The organism is Rathayibacter sp. AY1C1, assembly GCF_002932105.1.
In the GTDB taxonomy this organism is placed as follows: Bacteria; Actinomycetota; Actinomycetes; order Actinomycetales; family Microbacteriaceae; genus Rathayibacter.
Window position 1 is genome coordinate 28,241 of the sequence record NZ_PSWH01000010.1, and the last position, 14,090, is coordinate 42,330.

The following is a 14,090-nucleotide window of genomic DNA, read 5'->3' on the forward strand; positions in this document are numbered from 1 at the left end:
CGCCGCGCACAGCCCCTCGAGGATCCGTCCCCGGGGGGCTTTTCCGCGTCCGGGCCCGGCCCGGGGCGCGGTGCTCCCCGCTGGTAGGGTGGTGGATCCCTGCGCCCGCGCTCCTCCCGCACGAACTGGACCCATGCAGCACGAGATCCCGGAAGACGACCTCTCCGACCTGCCCGGCGTCTCCTACGTCATGCCCGTCCTCAACGAGGTCGCCCACGTGCGCGCCGCGGTCGACTCGCTGCTGCATCAGGACTACACCGGCCCCTTCGACGTCGTCCTCGCCGTCGCCCCGAGCATCGACGGCACGGAGCAGCTCGTCGCCGAGCTGAGCGCGGCCGACCCGCGGATCCGCGTCGTGCCGAACGAGGTCGGCTCCACTCCTGCGGGCCTCAACGCCGCGATCCGCGCCTCGCGTCACCCGGTCGTCGTCCGGGTCGACGCGCACTCCGTCCTGCCGCCCGAGTACGCGCGCACGGCGGTCGAGGCGCTGCAGCGCTCCGGAGCGGCGAACGTCGGCGGAGTGATGGCGGCGGAGGGCCTCACCCCGTTCCAGCGCGCGGTCGCCCGGGCCTACGGCTCCCGCATCGGGCTGGGCGGCACGCCCCACCACGTGGGAGGCGAGGAGGGCCCGGCCGACACGGTGTACCTCGGCGTCTTCCGCCGCTCCGCCCTCGAGCGCGCCGGCCTGTTCGACGAGCGCTTCAAGCGCGGGCAGGACTGGGAGCTGAACCGGCGGCTGCGCGAGCGCGGCGAGGTCGTCTGGTTCACTCCGCGCCTCACCGTCACCTACCGGCCGCGGCCCTCGATGCGCGCGCTGCTCCGGCAGTTCCTCTCGACCGGGATGTGGCGCGGCGAGCTCACCCGGATGTTCCCGGCCTCGCGGTCGCTGCGCTACTTCGCTCCGCCCGCGCTCGTCGCGATGCTCGCGATCGGGCTGCTCGTCGGGCTGGCGGGAGTCGTCCAGGCGCTCGCCGGAGCCGCGCCCTGGCTCCTGCTCGGGTTCGCGGTGCCCGCCGCCTACCTCCTCCTGGTGGCGGCGGCCACTCTCGTGGTCGCGCGGCCGGACGGCGCGCGTGCGATGCTGTGGTTCGCCGTGGTCATCCCGGCGGTCCACGTGGCCTGGGGGACCGGCTTCGTGCTCGGCTTCGCCGGGCTGACCAGCAACATCTCCGCCCACCGCCACCAGCCGCGGTCCGACTCGCCGAGGGGCGCATGACCACGACGACGAGACCCCGCTCCATCGCCGAGCTGCGCGCCGTCGCGCAGCCCCCGGAGGTGCGCGGGCGCCGCAACGCCGAGCACTGGACGGCGTCGCTCTACCTGCGCCGCTTCTCGCCCTACCTGACCTGGCTGCTGCTGAAGACCTCGATCTCGGCGAACGGCGTCACCGGGCTGATGATCCTGGTCGGCTGGAGCGCGGCGGCAGCCCTCCTGATCCCGGGGATCGCCGGAGCGGCGCTGGCGCTGCTCCTCGGCCAGCTGCAGATGCTGGTGGACTGCTGCGACGGCGAGGTCGCGCGCTGGCGCCGCACGTCCTCGCCGGCGGGCGTGTTCCTCGACAAGGTCGGGCACTACACGACCGAGGCGCTGATCCCGATCGCGCTCGGGCTGCGGGCGGCGGGCGTCCCGTTCGAGGCGCCGGCGGACTTCCTCTGGACCACGATCGGCTTCGCCCTGGCCCTGGTGATCGTCCTCAACAAGGCGCTCAACGACATGGTGCACGTGGCGCGCGCGAACGCCGGTCTCACGAAGCTGGCCGACACGAAGGGCGAGGCGGTGCCGTCCTCGTCCGGGCTGGCGGGGCTTCGCCGCGCCGCCCGCTTCCTGCCCTTCCACCGCCTCTACCACTCCGTCGAGCTGACGATGCTGGCCTTCGCGACCGCCCTCGTGGGCCTCGTCGTCGGAGCGGGCACGGCCGACCGGGTCCTCGTCGGGGCGCTGCTGCCGCTCGCCCTCCTCGCCCTGGTCGGCCACTTCGTCGCGATCATGGCGTCCAAGCGTGTCCGCTCCTGAGCCGCGGGTCGGCGTCGTCGTCCTGACGCAGGGGACTCGGCCCGACGACCTCGCCGCGGGGCTGGCCGGCGTCCTCGCGCAGGAGGGCGTCGAGCTGGACGTCGTCTGCGTCGGCAACGGCTGGGAGCCGGACGGCCTGCCCGAGGGAGTGCGCGCCCTGGCGCTCCCCGAGAACCTCGGCATCCCGGCGGGCCGGAACGCCGGAGTCGACGCCGTCGCGGGGGAGTACCTCTTCTTCCTCGACGACGACGCCCGGATCCCGTCCCCCCGCTTCCTCGTCGACGCGGTCGCGCTGCTCGCCTCGAACCGCCGCATCGGCCTGGTGCAGCCCCGCGTCGACAGCACGGACGGCACGCCGAGCCCGCGGCGCTGGATCCCGCGGATCCTCAAGGGCGACCCCCGCCGCTCCGGCCCCGTCTTCTCGGTCTGGGAGGGAGCGGTCGTGCTGCGGCGCGACGTGTTCGCCCGGACGGGCGGCTGGGCGGCTCCGTTCTTCTACGCCCATGAGGGCATCGAGCTGGCCTGGCGGGTCTGGGACACGGGTCGCACCGCCTGGTACGCGGGAGAGCTCGTCGCCCAGCACCCGGTCATCCAGCCGACCCGTCACGCCGACTACTACCGGCTGAACGCGCGCAACCGCGTCTGGCTCGCCCGCCGCAACCTCGCCGCACCTCTGGCGCTCGTCTACGTGGGGTCCTGGACCGCGATCCAGTGCCTCCGCTGGCGTCGCGACCCGGCCGCCCTGCGCGCCTGGTTCGCCGGCTGGCGGGAGGGATGGCGCTCGGATCCGGGCGGCCGGCGCGTCCTCTCGGCCCGCACGGTGCTCCGGATGGCGTTCGCCGGGCGTCCGCCGATCGTCTAGCATCGGGGAATCCGCCCCCGCCGGGGCCCCCGAAAGGACGACGGTGTTCGATTCGACCCAGCTCTCCCCGCCCGAGCGCGCCGAGGCGGAGGCGACCCCTGCCGGACCGGACCTCCTCACGACGGTCCGCGAGCGCCTCGGCGCCGTCGACGACGAGTTCTCCGGCCGCCTCGACGAGCACCTCCCGCGCCTGGTCGATCTGCTCGCCACGGTGTACGCCGGCCGCGACGACCTCGAGGACCAGCTCGTCGCGATCGTCGAGCTCGCCGCCGCCTCCTGGGAGGAGCGGCCCGAGGAGCTCCGCGCGCTCGACCGCGCCCGCGAGCAGCACCCGACCTGGTTCCTCTCGAACAAGGCTCTGGGCGGGGTCTGCTACGTCGACCGCTACGCGGGCGACCTCGAGGGGCTGCGCGCCGAGATCCCGTACTTCCGCGAGATCGGCCTGAACTACCTGCACCTGATGCCGCTCTTCGATGCGCCCGAGGGCGAGTCGGACGGGGGCTACGCGGTCTCGAGCTACCGGCGCGTGCGACCGGGCCTCGGCGACATGGAGCAGCTCCGCGGGCTGGCCTCCGAGCTGCGCGAGCAGGGCATCGCACTCGTGGTCGACTTCGTCTTCAACCACACCTCGAACGAGCACGAGTGGGCGCAGCGCGCGCTCGCCGGCGAGCAGCGCTTCGAGGACTACTACTGGATCTACCCGGACCGGGAGCAGCCCGACGCCTTCGAGCGCACGACCCGCGAGATCTTCCCGGACGACCATCCCGGCTCCTTCGTGCAGCTGGAGGACGGGCGCTGGGTCTGGGCCACGTTCCACCGCTACCAGTGGGACCTCAACTACTCCAACCCCGAGGTGTTCCGGGCGATGGCGGGAGAGATGCTCTTCCTCGCCAATCAGGGCGTCGACGCCCTGAGGATGGACGCGGTCGCGTTCATCTGGAAGGAGCTCGGCACCACCTGCGAGTCGCAGCCGCAGGCGCACCTGCTGCTGCGCGCGTTCAACGAGGTCTGCCGCCTGGCCGCTCCGGCGCTGCTGTTCAAGTCCGAGGCGATCGTGCACCCCGACGAGGTGATCGAGTACATCGACGTCGAGGAGTGCCAGCTCTCGTACAACCCGCTGCAGATGGCGCTCACCTGGGAGGCGCTCGCCACCCGCGACGTCCGTCTCCTCTCGCAGGCCCTCGAGCGCCGGCACGCCCTCCCCGAGGGCACGGCCTGGGTCAACTACGTGCGCGGGCACGACGACATCGGCTGGACCTTCGCCGACGAGGACGCCGCCGAGCTCGGGATCGACGCGGCCGGCCACCGCCGGTTCCTCAACGACTTCTACACGGACCGGTTCGACGGCACGTTCGCCCGCGGAGTGCCGTTCCAGGAGAATCCGCGCACCGGCGACCGCCGCGTCTCGGGCACCACCGCGTCCCTCGCCGGAGTGGAGGCGGGCGACGCCTACGGGATCGACCGCGTGCTGCTCGCGCACTCGATCGCCCTGAGCACCGGCGGGCTGCCGCTGCTCTACCTCGGCGACGAGGTCGGCCAGCTCAACGACCACGGCTACCTCGACGACCCGACGATGGCCGGCGACTCGCGCTGGGTGAACCGGCCGCGCCGCCCCGCGGAGCGCTACGACGAGCGCGAGGTCCCGGGGACGGCCGCGAGCGAGGTCTTCGGCGGGCTGCTGCACCTCATCGCCGTGCGCAAGGCCGTGCCGATGTTCGCGGGCACCGAGCTGAGCGTCTTCGACCCGGTCAACGACCACGTGCTCGGCTACCAGCGCCCCGGCGACGGGGAGTCGGTGCTCGTGCTCGCGAACGTGTCGGACGAGGTCCAGGAGGTCGCGGCCGAGCGGTTCGGCGGGTTCGCCGCGGAGGCGGTCGACCTGGTCACCGAGATCGCGGTCGACCTGCGCGAGGGCTTCCGTCTCGCTCCGCTGCAGTTCGTCTGGCTGAGGGTGACCCCGGCCTGATCGGCCCGCGCGACGTCCCCGGCGCGGGGGCCGTCGCCGGTACCCTGGGGCGGATGACTCCCGCTCCCCGTGCCCTGCTCGCCCGCCTCCGCACCGACGCGCGACTCGCGCGCAAGGTGGGCGGCGAGCTGCTCGCGGCCCGGCGGGCCCGCCACGCGGTGACCCGGCTGCTCGCGGAGCGCGGGCCGCTGCCCGAGGGCCGGTTCGAGATCGGCGTCTACTTCGCCGACGGCGACATCAACCTGTACCAGCTGCGGCAGTGGTACCGGCCGCTGGCCGAGCTGGCGGAGACGCACCCGGTCGTGCTGCTCAGCCGCAACGCCGGCGCCGCGGAGGTGCTGCTGCGCGAGAGCCCGGTCCCGGTCGCCTACGTCCGCTCCGTCTCCGACCTCGAGGGCACCATCGCGAGCCAGCCGCTGCGGATCGTGCTCTACGTCAACCAGAACGCCCGCAACTTCCAGATGATGCGCTACGGGCGCCGCTGGCACGTCTTCGTCAACCACGGCGAGAGCGACAAGATGTACATGACGACGAACCAGTTCAAGGCGTACGACTACAGCATGATCGCCGGGGACGCCGCCCTGGCCCGGCTGCGCCGCGTGCTCTGGGACTACGACTTCGACAGGCGCGCCCTCGCCATCGGCCGTCCTCAGGCGGACCACTTCGCCGGCGCCGTGCCGTTCACTCCCGACGAGCGCCGCGTGGTGCTCTATGCGCCGACCTGGGAGGGCGACCGCCCCGCCGCGGGCTACGGCTCGATCCGGAGCCACGGCACGGCCCTCGTGCGCGGGCTCCTGGCCGACCCGCGGTTCCGGCTCGTCTACCGCCCGCATCCCCGCAGCGGCGCGGTCGACTCCGACTACGCCGCGGCCGACCGGGCGATCGTCGCGATGATCGCCGCCGCCAACGCGGCCGATCCGCGTGCCGGTCACGTGCACGACACCGGTGCCGAGCTCGGCTGGCAGCTCGCCGCCGCCGACCTCGCGATCCTCGACGTGTCGGCGATGGTCTACGACCGGCTGGCCACGGGGCGCCCGCTGCTGGTCACCCGGCCCGTCAGCGCCGAGGCCGAGGTCGACGAGAGCGGCTACCTCGGCGACGCGGAGTGGCTGCACGCCGAGGACGCCTCCGCGATCATCGCGCGGATCGACAGCGCCGAGCACGATCCGGAGTCGGTCGAGCGGCTGGAGCGCTGGGTGCACCGCTACTTCGGCGACACGTCGCCCGGAGCGGCCACGCGGCGCTTCCACGAGGCGATCGAGCACCTGCTCACCGAGTGGGAGCGGCACGCCGCTCTGCACCGGGGCGACGGCGCGGTCGACGACCACGATCCGGAGGGCTGAGCGGGCGGGAGCACCGCTCGAACGGCCGCGTCAAGGGTGGGCCGGTCGCCGGGCGGCCTCCCGGCGCCCCGCTACGCTCGTCCCATGATGACCCCGCGCGCCTTCGCCCGCTCCCGCCGGCGCCGGTCGGCACCCGCCCAGCCCGCGGTCGAGCCGGACATCGTGGTCTCCGCCGACCCGGAGAAGCCGGTCTTCACGATCCGCTCCTTCCGCATCGGCCTGTTCGGCGCGCTCGGCGTGCTGGTGGCGCTCGTCCTGGGCGGCCTCGTCGTGCAGCTGGGCACGGTGCTGACCTACATCTTCGTGGCGCTGTTCTTCGCGCTCGGCCTCGATCCGCTGGTCTCCTGGCTCGAGAGCAAGCGCCTGCCGAGGCCGCTCGCGATCACGGCGGTCTTCGCCGCGGTGGTGCTGATCTTCGCCGGCCTGCTGGTCTACATCATCCCGATCCTGGTCGAGCAGCTGACGATGTTCGTCACGAGCGCCCCGCAGATCGTCACCGACATCGCCTCGCAGCAGTGGGTGCTCGACCTCGAGCAGCAGCTGCGCGGCGTGATCGACATCGACGAGCTGATCGAGAGCGTCCAGAGCTTCATCGGCAACCCCAACAACCTGCTCTCGCTCGGCGGCGGACTGATCGCGGTCGGGACCGGGATTGCCAGCGGCGTGACCGGCGCCGTCATCGTGCTGATCCTGACGCTGTACTTCCTCGCGTCGCTGCGCTCGATGAAGGCCGTCGCCTACCGCTTCGCCCCCGCCTCGCACCGCGCGAAGGCGCACGAGGTCGGCGACGAGATCACCGGCGCCGTGGGCCGCTACGTGGTCGGCCAGGTCTCGCTCGCCGGCGTGAACGGCGTGCTCACGTTCGTCCTGCTGCTCTCGATCGGCGCCCCGGTGCCGGCGCTGCTGGCCTGCGTCGCGTTCCTCGGCTCCCTGATCCCGCTGGTCGGCACGCTCTCGGGCGCCGTGATCATCTCGCTCGCCTGCCTCCTGGCCTCGCCGCTGACCGCGCTGGTCGCCGCGATCTACTACCTCGTCTACATGCAGGTCGAGGCGTACCTCCTCAGCCCCCGCATCATGAACAAGGCCGTCTCGGTCCCCGGTGCGGTCGTCGTGATCGCGGCGGTCGCGGGCGGCACCATCGCGGGCGTGCTCGGCGCCCTGGTCGCGATCCCGGTGGCGGCCTCGGTGATCATCGTCGTGCAGAAGGTCGTCTTCCCCCGTCAGGACGCCAAGTAGCGGACCGCACCGCGACGGCCGGTCCGCTCAGCGCCAGGGCGGCACCGCGCCGTCGACCGCAGCGCTGAAGCGGCGGACCGACTCCGGGACCGCGACGCCCTCCTCCGCCGGCACCGGCGCGAGCGTGCGGGTGACCAGCGGCACGACGCCCGCCCAGACCCCGGCCTCCGGCTCGTCGCCGGCTCCGTACGCGCGCACCTTCAGGCTCGCCTCGGCCAGGGGGAGGCGCAGCACCAGCGTGGCCGCGATCTCGCGGGCGGAGCTCGCTCGCACCTCCTCGTCGCGCCCCGGGAGGAGGCGTGCCACCAGCAGATCGAGGGCCCGCGCCTTCTCCTCGCCCTCCAGCGCCTCGGCCCGGCCGATCACCATCGCCGAGCGGTAGTTCATCGAGCTGTCGAAGGTGGAGCGGGCGACGACCAGTCCGTCGACCAGCGTGACCGAGGCGGTGAGGAGCGAGTGCCGCGCCGCCTCCCGCAGCAGCCCTCCGCCGCTCGACCCGTGCAGCAGGAGGGAGTCGCCGTCGCGGGCGAAGAGGATCGGCAGCACGATCGCGGCGCCGTCCCGCACGACGGCGACGTGGGCGACGAGCGCCTCGTCGAGCAGGGCGTGCAGCTCGGCGGGATCGGTGCGCTGGCGGTCGCGGAGACGGGAGACGCGGGTGCGGTCGGTGACGGGGAGGCTGTCCATGTCGGAATCGTCCCGCGCCGACTGGATCTGCCAGGATGCCACTGGGCCGCGATCGGAGTGGTCCAGAGCGGAGCGGTCGATGGCGTCGGGCGATCTGGAGATCCCGCTCCTCCTCGGGCCGTCGCCGCGCGGCTCGGTCCGCGCCGGGCTCGCCGAGGCGCTGCGCCAGGCGGTGCTGGACGGGCGCTACCGGGCGGGCGATCCGATCCCGTCGAGCCGCGTGCTCGCCGAGCGGCTCGGCGTCTCGCGGGGCTCCGTCGTCGCCGCGGTGGATCAGCTGGTGGGGGAGGGCTACCTCGTCGCCCACCCGCGCGCAGCGGTGACGGTCGCCTCCGACGGACTGCTGGCGCCGGCGCCGCAGGAGCCGCGGCCGGAGTCCCGGGAGACCGTCGTCCCGCCCGCCGCGGCGGACCTGAGGCCGGGCCGGCCGGACACCCGCGCCCTCGACACCCCGGAGTGGCGGGCCGCCTGGCGCCTGGCGCTCGCCTCGCCGCCCTCGGCGCCTCCTCGGGGTTCCGGGGACCCGGCCCTGCGGGAGCGGATCGCCGAGCAGCTGCGCCGGTCCCGCGGCGTCGACGTGCAGGCGTCGGACGTGGTGGTGACCAGCGGCACCGCGGGCGCCGTCGCGCTCCTGGCCCGCGCCGCCTCGGCCTCGCTCGGACGCGAGGTGCGCGTCGCCGTCGAGGACCCCGGCTACCCGGCCGTGCGGCGCCGCCTGCGCGCCGACGGGCACGAGGTCGTCGGCGTCCCGGTGCTCGGCGACGGCATCGACCTCGACGCTCTCGCGAGCTCCGGCGCGGACGTGGTCGTCGTGACTCCGTCGCACCAGTACCCGACCGGAGGCAGGCTCGCCCTTGCCGAGCGCCTGGAGCTGGTGCGCCGCGCGTCGGCCGGCCCCCTGCTCGTGGTGGAGGACGACTACGACAGCGAGTTCCGCTACGTCGGCGCCCCGCTGCCCGCGCTCGCCTCGCTCGACTCCGGCGGCGGAGTCGCCCATGTCGGGTCGTTCTCGAAGACCGTCTCGCCGTGGCTCCGCATCGCCTACCTGGCCGTTCCGCCGGCGTCCTGGCTCCGCGGGGCGCTGGCCGGCCTCGACGACGAGAAGGACGCCTCCGCCTCGGGTCCGACGCAGGCGGCGCTCGCGCAGTTCATGGCGAGCGGGGCGTTCCGGAGGCATCTCACGCGCTCGAGACGGCGCTACGCCCACCGCCGTGAGCTGGTCCACGCCTTCGGGGAGTCGGTGCCGTGGGGGCGCGCGAGCGGACTCGACGGGGGTCTGCACGTCGTCCTCTCCCTGCCCGCGCCTCTGAACGCGCACGCCGTCGCGGCCGCGCTGCTCCGAGAGGGACTGCTCGTCGCCACTCTGCACGAGTACGCCCTGTCGGGACGGGCTGCGACCGAGGCGCTGGTCCTCGGCTACGGCCATGTCGGCGACCTCGAGCTCGCTGCGGCGCTGGACCTGGTCGACCGGATCGTCCGCGCGCTCGCCGCCGGGGCCGTCCGTGGTATCCCTGGAGGATGACCCGCGACTCCGCCCTGCACATCACCGACGACCCCGACGCCGACGCGCTGCTCAGCCGCGACCCGCTGGCCCTGCTGATCGGGATGCTCCTCGACCAGCAGGTCGCGATGGAGACGGCCTTCTCCGGGCCCCGCAAGATCGAGGAGCGCCTCGAGGCGGAGGGCGCCTCGTTCGACGCCGCGTCGATCGCGGGCTTCGACGAGGACGCGTTCTCGGAGCTCTGCCGGACTCCGCCCGCGATCCACCGCTACCCGGCGAGCATGGCGGGGCGCGTGCAGGTCCTCTGCCGCGCTCTGGTCGACGACTGGGACGGCGACGCCGCGGCCGTCTGGACGCGGGACGAGCCCGACGGCCGCACGGTCCTCGCGCGTCTGAAGGCGCTGCCCGGCTTCGGCGAGCAGAAGGCGCGGATCTACCTCGCCCTTCTCGGCAAGCAGCGCGGATTCTCGGGGGAGGGCTGGCGCTCGGCCGCGGGCGCCTACGGAGAGGAGGGCACCTTCCGCTCGGTCGCCGACATCGTCTCTCCGGAGTCGCTGACGAAGGTCCGCGCCACCAAGCAGGCCGCGAAGGCCGCCGCCAAGGCGGAGAAGTAGGGCCGGGGCGGCGGCCGGATGGATCGAGCGCTCGACGACGGTCCCGGTCGCCGTCTCCGCAGTCGCAGGCCGAGCAGCCTGACCCGATGATCCCCGCCGCCACCGCTCGGCTGCGCTTCCGCGAGATGACCGCTGAGGACCTCCCCGACATGGCGGACCTGCTCGGCGACCCGGTCGTGATGCGGTACTACCCCGCGCCGAAGGACCGCGAGCAGGCAGCCGCCTGGATCGAGTGGAACCGGCGCAACTACCGCGAGCACGGCTTCGGGCTGTGGATCGTCGAGACCCTCGACGGCGAGTTCGTCGGCGACTGCGGGTTGACCTGGCAGCGCGTCGACGGCGGGATCGAGCTCGAGGTCGGCTACCACGTGCGGGCCGGTCTGCACGGCCGCGGCTACGCCACCGAGGCGGCTGCGGCCTGCCGCGACCTCGCGCTCGCCCACCGCCTCGCGGGACGACTCGTGGCGCTCGTGCACCCGGACAACGCCGCCTCGAGGCGCGTCGCCGAGAAGACCGGCCTCCGCGTGATCGCCGAGGACCGCGACGGCGGCGGACTCGTCCGCACCGTGCTCGGGATGCCGCTCGTCGCGCCCGGGCGCCGGCCTCGGGAACGCTGACCGAACGCCTCCGACGGCTCCGGACCACAGCGCGCGGCCCGCGCCGAGCAGGATGGTCTGAGCTAGATCCGGTCCTCCAGCGCCGCGATCAGCGCCGCGCGGTCCTCACGGAGGATCGAGGCCCCGCCCCCCGGCACGGTCCGCACCTCGACGCCGCGGCCGGCGAGGACGCCGCTCAGCGAGCCGTGGCCCAGCGGGTCCTCAGGCATCACGGCGAGCGTCGGCACGGGGAACGTCTCGGGGGCCTCGGCCGCACCCCGTGCCGTCAGCCCGCCGGCGGAGTCCTGCTCCCAGAGCGCGTGGGCCGACACGTCGAGCTCGATCTGCTCGTCCGTCCAGATCGGGTGGCGGTGGCGGAGCGAGTCGGCGTCGCCCTTCTCGACGTGCGCGACCGAGCCGCCGCGGTGGAGCGCGCTCGTCAGTCCGCGGGCGTCCGAGAACGCGGGGTCGAGCAGGACGAGCCGGTCGGCGCCGTACTCCGGGGCGAGCCGGGTGGCGACGACGGCGCCGAGGCCGTGGCCGATGACGAGATCGGGGGTCTGCAGCACCGAGGCGCGGACGTCCGACGCCCAGCGCTCCGGCGAGTACACGGGCGACGCCGGCGAGCCGCCGTGACCGGCGAGATCGGGGGCCACCACGCGGTAGCCGTGCTCGTGCAGCGTCGGGACCAGGGCGTACCAGATCCGGGAGTCGGAGCCGAGGCCGTGGAGGAGGAGCGCCGTCCGCTCGCCCGTTCCGCCGTAGTCGCGGACGAACAGCGCCAGCGGCTCGGCCGGCGCGGCGGCCAGCGCCTTCCGCTCGGCGCGGGTCGGCTCGAGCACGAGGGTGTTGCCGAACGCCTGCGGTGCCGGCCCGAACGCATCGCGCGCGCTGTGGATCACCTTGCGGCCCAGCATCGCGTTGCCGACGCCGCCCAGTGCCGCTCCGATCCCGAACGGCATCGCCCGGCCGACCAGGCCCGCGCCCTGCTGGGCGAGGAAGTGCTTGGCGAAGGACTTCTTGGCGCGGTCCGCCAGCTCGCCCACGAGGAAGGACGGCAGGCCCTTCGTGACCACGGAGCCCCAGTACTGGTTGAGGCCGCTGCCCCCGCCGACGGCCTGCCCGGCCACCTGGCGTACCATCTCGCTGCCGGAGGAGCCCATCATCAGCGTGAGCACGAGGGCCCGCGCGCGGTCCGGGTCCTCGAGCGGGATCCCGTGCACCTCCGTCACCGACTGCGCGAAGAGCGCGCTCGCCTCCAGGAACCCTGCGGCTCCCGCGCCGGAGAGAGCCACCGAGGCGGCCGTGCCGATGCCGGGGACGACGGCGGTCGCCCCGATCGCCGCGCCTCCCGCGGCCACGCTCGAGAGGTACTGCCGCTCGAGCGACGTGATGATCTGCTCCGGAGTCGCCCCGGGACGCCGGCGCCGCAGCAGGCGGATGTTCGCCAGCACGGCCGGGCGCTGCACCGCGAGGAGCCGGTCGAGCAGCTTCGCCAGCTGAGCGTTCTCGGAGCCGTCGGCCTGCTCCACCTCGCCGGCCCTCTCCACGGCGCGCTCGCGCTTGCGGTCCTTCTGGGCCATGTCGTGCACTCCTGCGTCCTCGGGCGCCGCGTGCGGGAGGGGTCAGTCGTCGGAGACGGTGCCCTGGACGGGCGGGCCCTCGGCCGGCGCCGTGCTGCTCCGCGGTGTCGGCGCGTAGTCCTCAGCGTAACGCGCGAGCACCTCCTCGATCGGCGCGTCCAGCACCAGGCGGCCCTTGTCCAGGTAGAGGCCGCGCGTGCAGAAGCGGCGGAGGTCGCGCTCGTTGTGCGAGACGAAGAAGAGGGTGCGGCCGGAGGCGAGCAGCTCCTCGATCCGCGCGTAGCACTTCTCGCGGAACGCCCTGTCGCCGACCGCGAGCACCTCGTCCACCAGGATGATCGGCTCCTCGAGCCGCGACACGACGGAGAAGGCGATGCGCACCTTCATCCCGCTCGAGAGGTGCTTGTAGGGGGTGTCGAGGAAGTCGCCGATCTCGGCGAACTCGATGATCGAGTCGAAGCGCGCGTCGACCTCGCGCTTGGACATCCCGTGGAGACCCGCGGTCAGGTAGACGTTCTCGCGGACGCTCAGGTCGGCCACGAAGCCGCCGGTGATCTCGATGAGCGGAGCGACGCCCCCGCGCACCTCCACCGCACCCTCGTCCGGCAGCACGACGCCGGCGACGAGCTTGAGCAGCGTCGACTTGCCCTGACCGTTCCGGCCGACGACACCGATGGCCTCGCCCGCCCGCACCTGCACGTCGAGCCCGCGCAGCGCCCAGAACTCGCCGGGCCGCGAGCGGCGGGAGCGGCCGGCGAAGAGGTCCTTGAAGGAGCGGCGGCCCCGCCGGTTGCGGCGGAAGCGGATCCCGAGGCCGCGGCACTCGATGACCACCGGGGCGTCGGCCATCACAGCTCCTTCAGCACCGCGCGCTCGGAGCGGCGGAAGACGACGAGGCCCAGCACCAGCACGAGCACCGAGAGGCCCGCGGAGGCGAGGATGAGCGGGACGTCGAGCTCGCTCTCGAAGAACGCGGAGCGGTAGAGGGCGAAGATCCCGCTGAGCGGGTTGAGCGCCGCGAGCGGCCGGATCTGCTCCGGCAGGTTGGCCGTGGAGTAGATGATCGGCGACGCGTAGAAGAGGAACCGGAGCACGAGCTTCACGGCCCGCTCCAGATCGCGGAAGAACACCACGAGCGGGGCCACCAGCAGACCCACGCCGAGCGTGAGCACCGCCTGCAGCAGGATCGCCACGGGGAACAGCAGCGCCGCCCAGGTCAGGTGCGCGCCGGCGATCACGGCGAAGAGCACCAGCACCGGCAGGCTCGCCACGAACTCGATGCCCTTCGAGAGCACGATCCGCCCGACCCAGATGGTCCGCGGGATCGACGTCGACCGCACCAGCTTCGCCTCGCGGAGGAACGCGCGGGTCGCGTCGGAGGTCGATTGGTTGAACCACATCCACGGCAGCAGGCCCGCGAGCAGGAAGACGATGTACGGGTCCTCGCCGACGGTCCGCTGGAAGACGACGGTGAAGACGAAGAAGTAGATGCCCGACATCACGAGCGGGTCGAGCACCGACCAGACGTAGCCGAGCGCGCTCGTGGCGTACCGGACGGTGAGGTCGCGCCTGGTGAGCAGCCAGAGGGAGTGGCGGTAGCGCCAGGCCCGGGAGCGCCGGTGGCGCAGCGCCGTCTCGGTCGCGAGGGTGTCGGCCGTGCTCACTGCGCGACTCCTCCCGTCGGCTCCG

Annotated in this window: 13 protein-coding genes; 9 read left to right on the top strand and 4 right to left on the bottom strand. The window is 73.6% G+C overall.

Annotated elements, in window-relative coordinates:
* Nucleotides 1-133 precede the first annotated feature (133 nt).
* The 6 genes from C5C71_RS06715 (at nt 134) to C5C71_RS06740 (ending at nt 7,420) form a co-directional block, all read left to right on the top strand.
* A complete protein-coding gene (locus C5C71_RS06715) occupies nt 134-1,216 on the top strand; it encodes a glycosyltransferase family 2 protein (RefSeq protein WP_181065659.1) in 1,083 nt (360 codons plus the stop codon).
* Nucleotides 1,213-2,013 (top strand): CDP-alcohol phosphatidyltransferase family protein, encoded by an 801-nt coding sequence (locus C5C71_RS06720; protein WP_104223579.1) that lies wholly within the window; start codon nt 1,213-1,215, stop codon nt 2,011-2,013. Before C5C71_RS06715 ends, C5C71_RS06720 begins: the two co-directional genes overlap by 4 nt.
* Nucleotides 2,000-2,875 carry a glycosyltransferase family 2 protein gene (locus tag C5C71_RS06725; RefSeq protein ID WP_104223578.1) on the top strand — a complete coding sequence of 292 codons (876 nt, stop codon included), beginning with the start codon at nt 2,000-2,002 and terminating at the stop codon, nt 2,873-2,875. The genes C5C71_RS06720 and C5C71_RS06725 overlap by 14 nt, the downstream gene beginning before the upstream one ends.
* Nucleotides 2,876-2,918: 43 nt before the next feature.
* The gene (locus C5C71_RS06730; protein ID WP_104337376.1) at nt 2,919-4,841 is read left to right on the top strand and encodes an amylosucrase; all 1,923 of its coding nucleotides are present in this window, start codon (nt 2,919-2,921) and stop codon (nt 4,839-4,841) included.
* A gap of 53 nt (nt 4,842-4,894) precedes the next feature.
* Nucleotides 4,895-6,184 (top strand): hypothetical protein, encoded by a 1,290-nt coding sequence (locus tag C5C71_RS06735; RefSeq protein ID WP_258068663.1) that lies wholly within the window; start codon nt 4,895-4,897, stop codon nt 6,182-6,184.
* Between the two features lie 84 nt (nt 6,185-6,268).
* Nucleotides 6,269-7,420, top strand: a complete 1,152-nt coding sequence (locus tag C5C71_RS06740; RefSeq protein ID WP_258068664.1) for an AI-2E family transporter — start codon at nt 6,269-6,271, stop codon at nt 7,418-7,420.
* Between the two features lie 27 nt (nt 7,421-7,447).
* Here the strand turns inward: C5C71_RS06740 and C5C71_RS06745 are convergent, their stop codons facing one another.
* On the bottom strand, nt 7,448-8,107 hold the full coding sequence (locus C5C71_RS06745; protein WP_104262676.1) for a pyridoxamine 5'-phosphate oxidase family protein: 660 nt from the start codon (nt 8,105-8,107) through the stop codon (nt 7,448-7,450).
* A 79-nt stretch (nt 8,108-8,186) separates the two neighbouring features.
* Here C5C71_RS06745 and C5C71_RS06750 point away from each other — a divergent pair, with 79 nt between their 5' ends.
* The 3 genes from C5C71_RS06750 (at nt 8,187) to C5C71_RS06760 (ending at nt 10,839) form a co-directional block, all read left to right on the top strand.
* Nucleotides 8,187-9,629, top strand: coding sequence for a PLP-dependent aminotransferase family protein (locus C5C71_RS06750; protein WP_181065660.1), 1,443 nt, complete (start codon nt 8,187-8,189; stop codon nt 9,627-9,629).
* On the top strand, nt 9,626-10,222 hold the full coding sequence (locus C5C71_RS06755) for an HhH-GPD-type base excision DNA repair protein (RefSeq protein ID WP_104337378.1): 597 nt from the start codon (nt 9,626-9,628) through the stop codon (nt 10,220-10,222). Before C5C71_RS06750 ends, C5C71_RS06755 begins: the two co-directional genes overlap by 4 nt.
* A gap of 86 nt (nt 10,223-10,308) precedes the next feature.
* Nucleotides 10,309-10,839, top strand: a complete 531-nt coding sequence (locus tag C5C71_RS06760) for a GNAT family N-acetyltransferase (RefSeq protein ID WP_104247834.1) — start codon at nt 10,309-10,311, stop codon at nt 10,837-10,839.
* A gap of 62 nt (nt 10,840-10,901) precedes the next feature.
* Here the strand turns inward: C5C71_RS06760 and C5C71_RS06765 are convergent, their stop codons facing one another.
* Genes C5C71_RS06765 through C5C71_RS06775 form a run of 3 tightly spaced genes read right to left on the bottom strand, consistent with a single transcriptional unit; the run spans nt 10,902 to nt 14,065 of the window.
* Complete coding sequence (locus C5C71_RS06765) at nt 10,902-12,401, bottom strand: alpha/beta fold hydrolase (RefSeq protein WP_104337379.1); 1,500 nt, start codon at nt 12,399-12,401, stop codon at nt 10,902-10,904.
* A 42-nt stretch (nt 12,402-12,443) separates the two neighbouring features.
* The gene (locus C5C71_RS06770) at nt 12,444-13,250 is read right to left on the bottom strand and encodes an ABC transporter ATP-binding protein (RefSeq protein ID WP_104223571.1); all 807 of its coding nucleotides are present in this window, start codon (nt 13,248-13,250) and stop codon (nt 12,444-12,446) included.
* Nucleotides 13,250-14,065, bottom strand: coding sequence for an ABC transporter permease (locus C5C71_RS06775; protein ID WP_374954288.1), 816 nt, complete (start codon nt 14,063-14,065; stop codon nt 13,250-13,252). The genes C5C71_RS06770 and C5C71_RS06775 overlap by 1 nt, the downstream gene beginning before the upstream one ends.
* Between the last annotated feature and the right edge of the window lie 25 nt (nt 14,066-14,090).

Bases quoted from the DNA above. Each gene is read 5' to 3' on its own strand.
- C5C71_RS06715 (WP_181065659.1), top strand. From the start codon at position 134: ATGCAGCACGAGATCCCGGAAGACGACCTCTCCGACCTGCCCGGCGTC.
- C5C71_RS06750 (WP_181065660.1), top strand. From the start codon at position 8,187: ATGGCGTCGGGCGATCTGGAGATCCCGCTCCTCCTCGGGCCGTCGCCG.
- C5C71_RS06740 (WP_258068664.1), top strand. From the start codon at position 6,269: ATGATGACCCCGCGCGCCTTCGCCCGCTCCCGCCGGCGCCGGTCGGCA.
- C5C71_RS06765 (WP_104337379.1), bottom strand. From the start codon at position 12,401: ATGGCCCAGAAGGACCGCAAGCGCGAGCGCGCCGTGGAGAGGGCCGGC.
- C5C71_RS06745 (WP_104262676.1), bottom strand. From the start codon at position 8,107: ATGGACAGCCTCCCCGTCACCGACCGCACCCGCGTCTCCCGTCTCCGC.
- C5C71_RS06755 (WP_104337378.1), top strand. From the start codon at position 9,626: ATGACCCGCGACTCCGCCCTGCACATCACCGACGACCCCGACGCCGAC.
- C5C71_RS06770 (WP_104223571.1), bottom strand. From the start codon at position 13,250: ATGGCCGACGCCCCGGTGGTCATCGAGTGCCGCGGCCTCGGGATCCGC.
- C5C71_RS06720 (WP_104223579.1), top strand. From the start codon at position 1,213: ATGACCACGACGACGAGACCCCGCTCCATCGCCGAGCTGCGCGCCGTC.
- C5C71_RS06735 (WP_258068663.1), top strand. From the start codon at position 4,895: ATGACTCCCGCTCCCCGTGCCCTGCTCGCCCGCCTCCGCACCGACGCG.
- C5C71_RS06760 (WP_104247834.1), top strand. From the start codon at position 10,309: ATGATCCCCGCCGCCACCGCTCGGCTGCGCTTCCGCGAGATGACCGCT.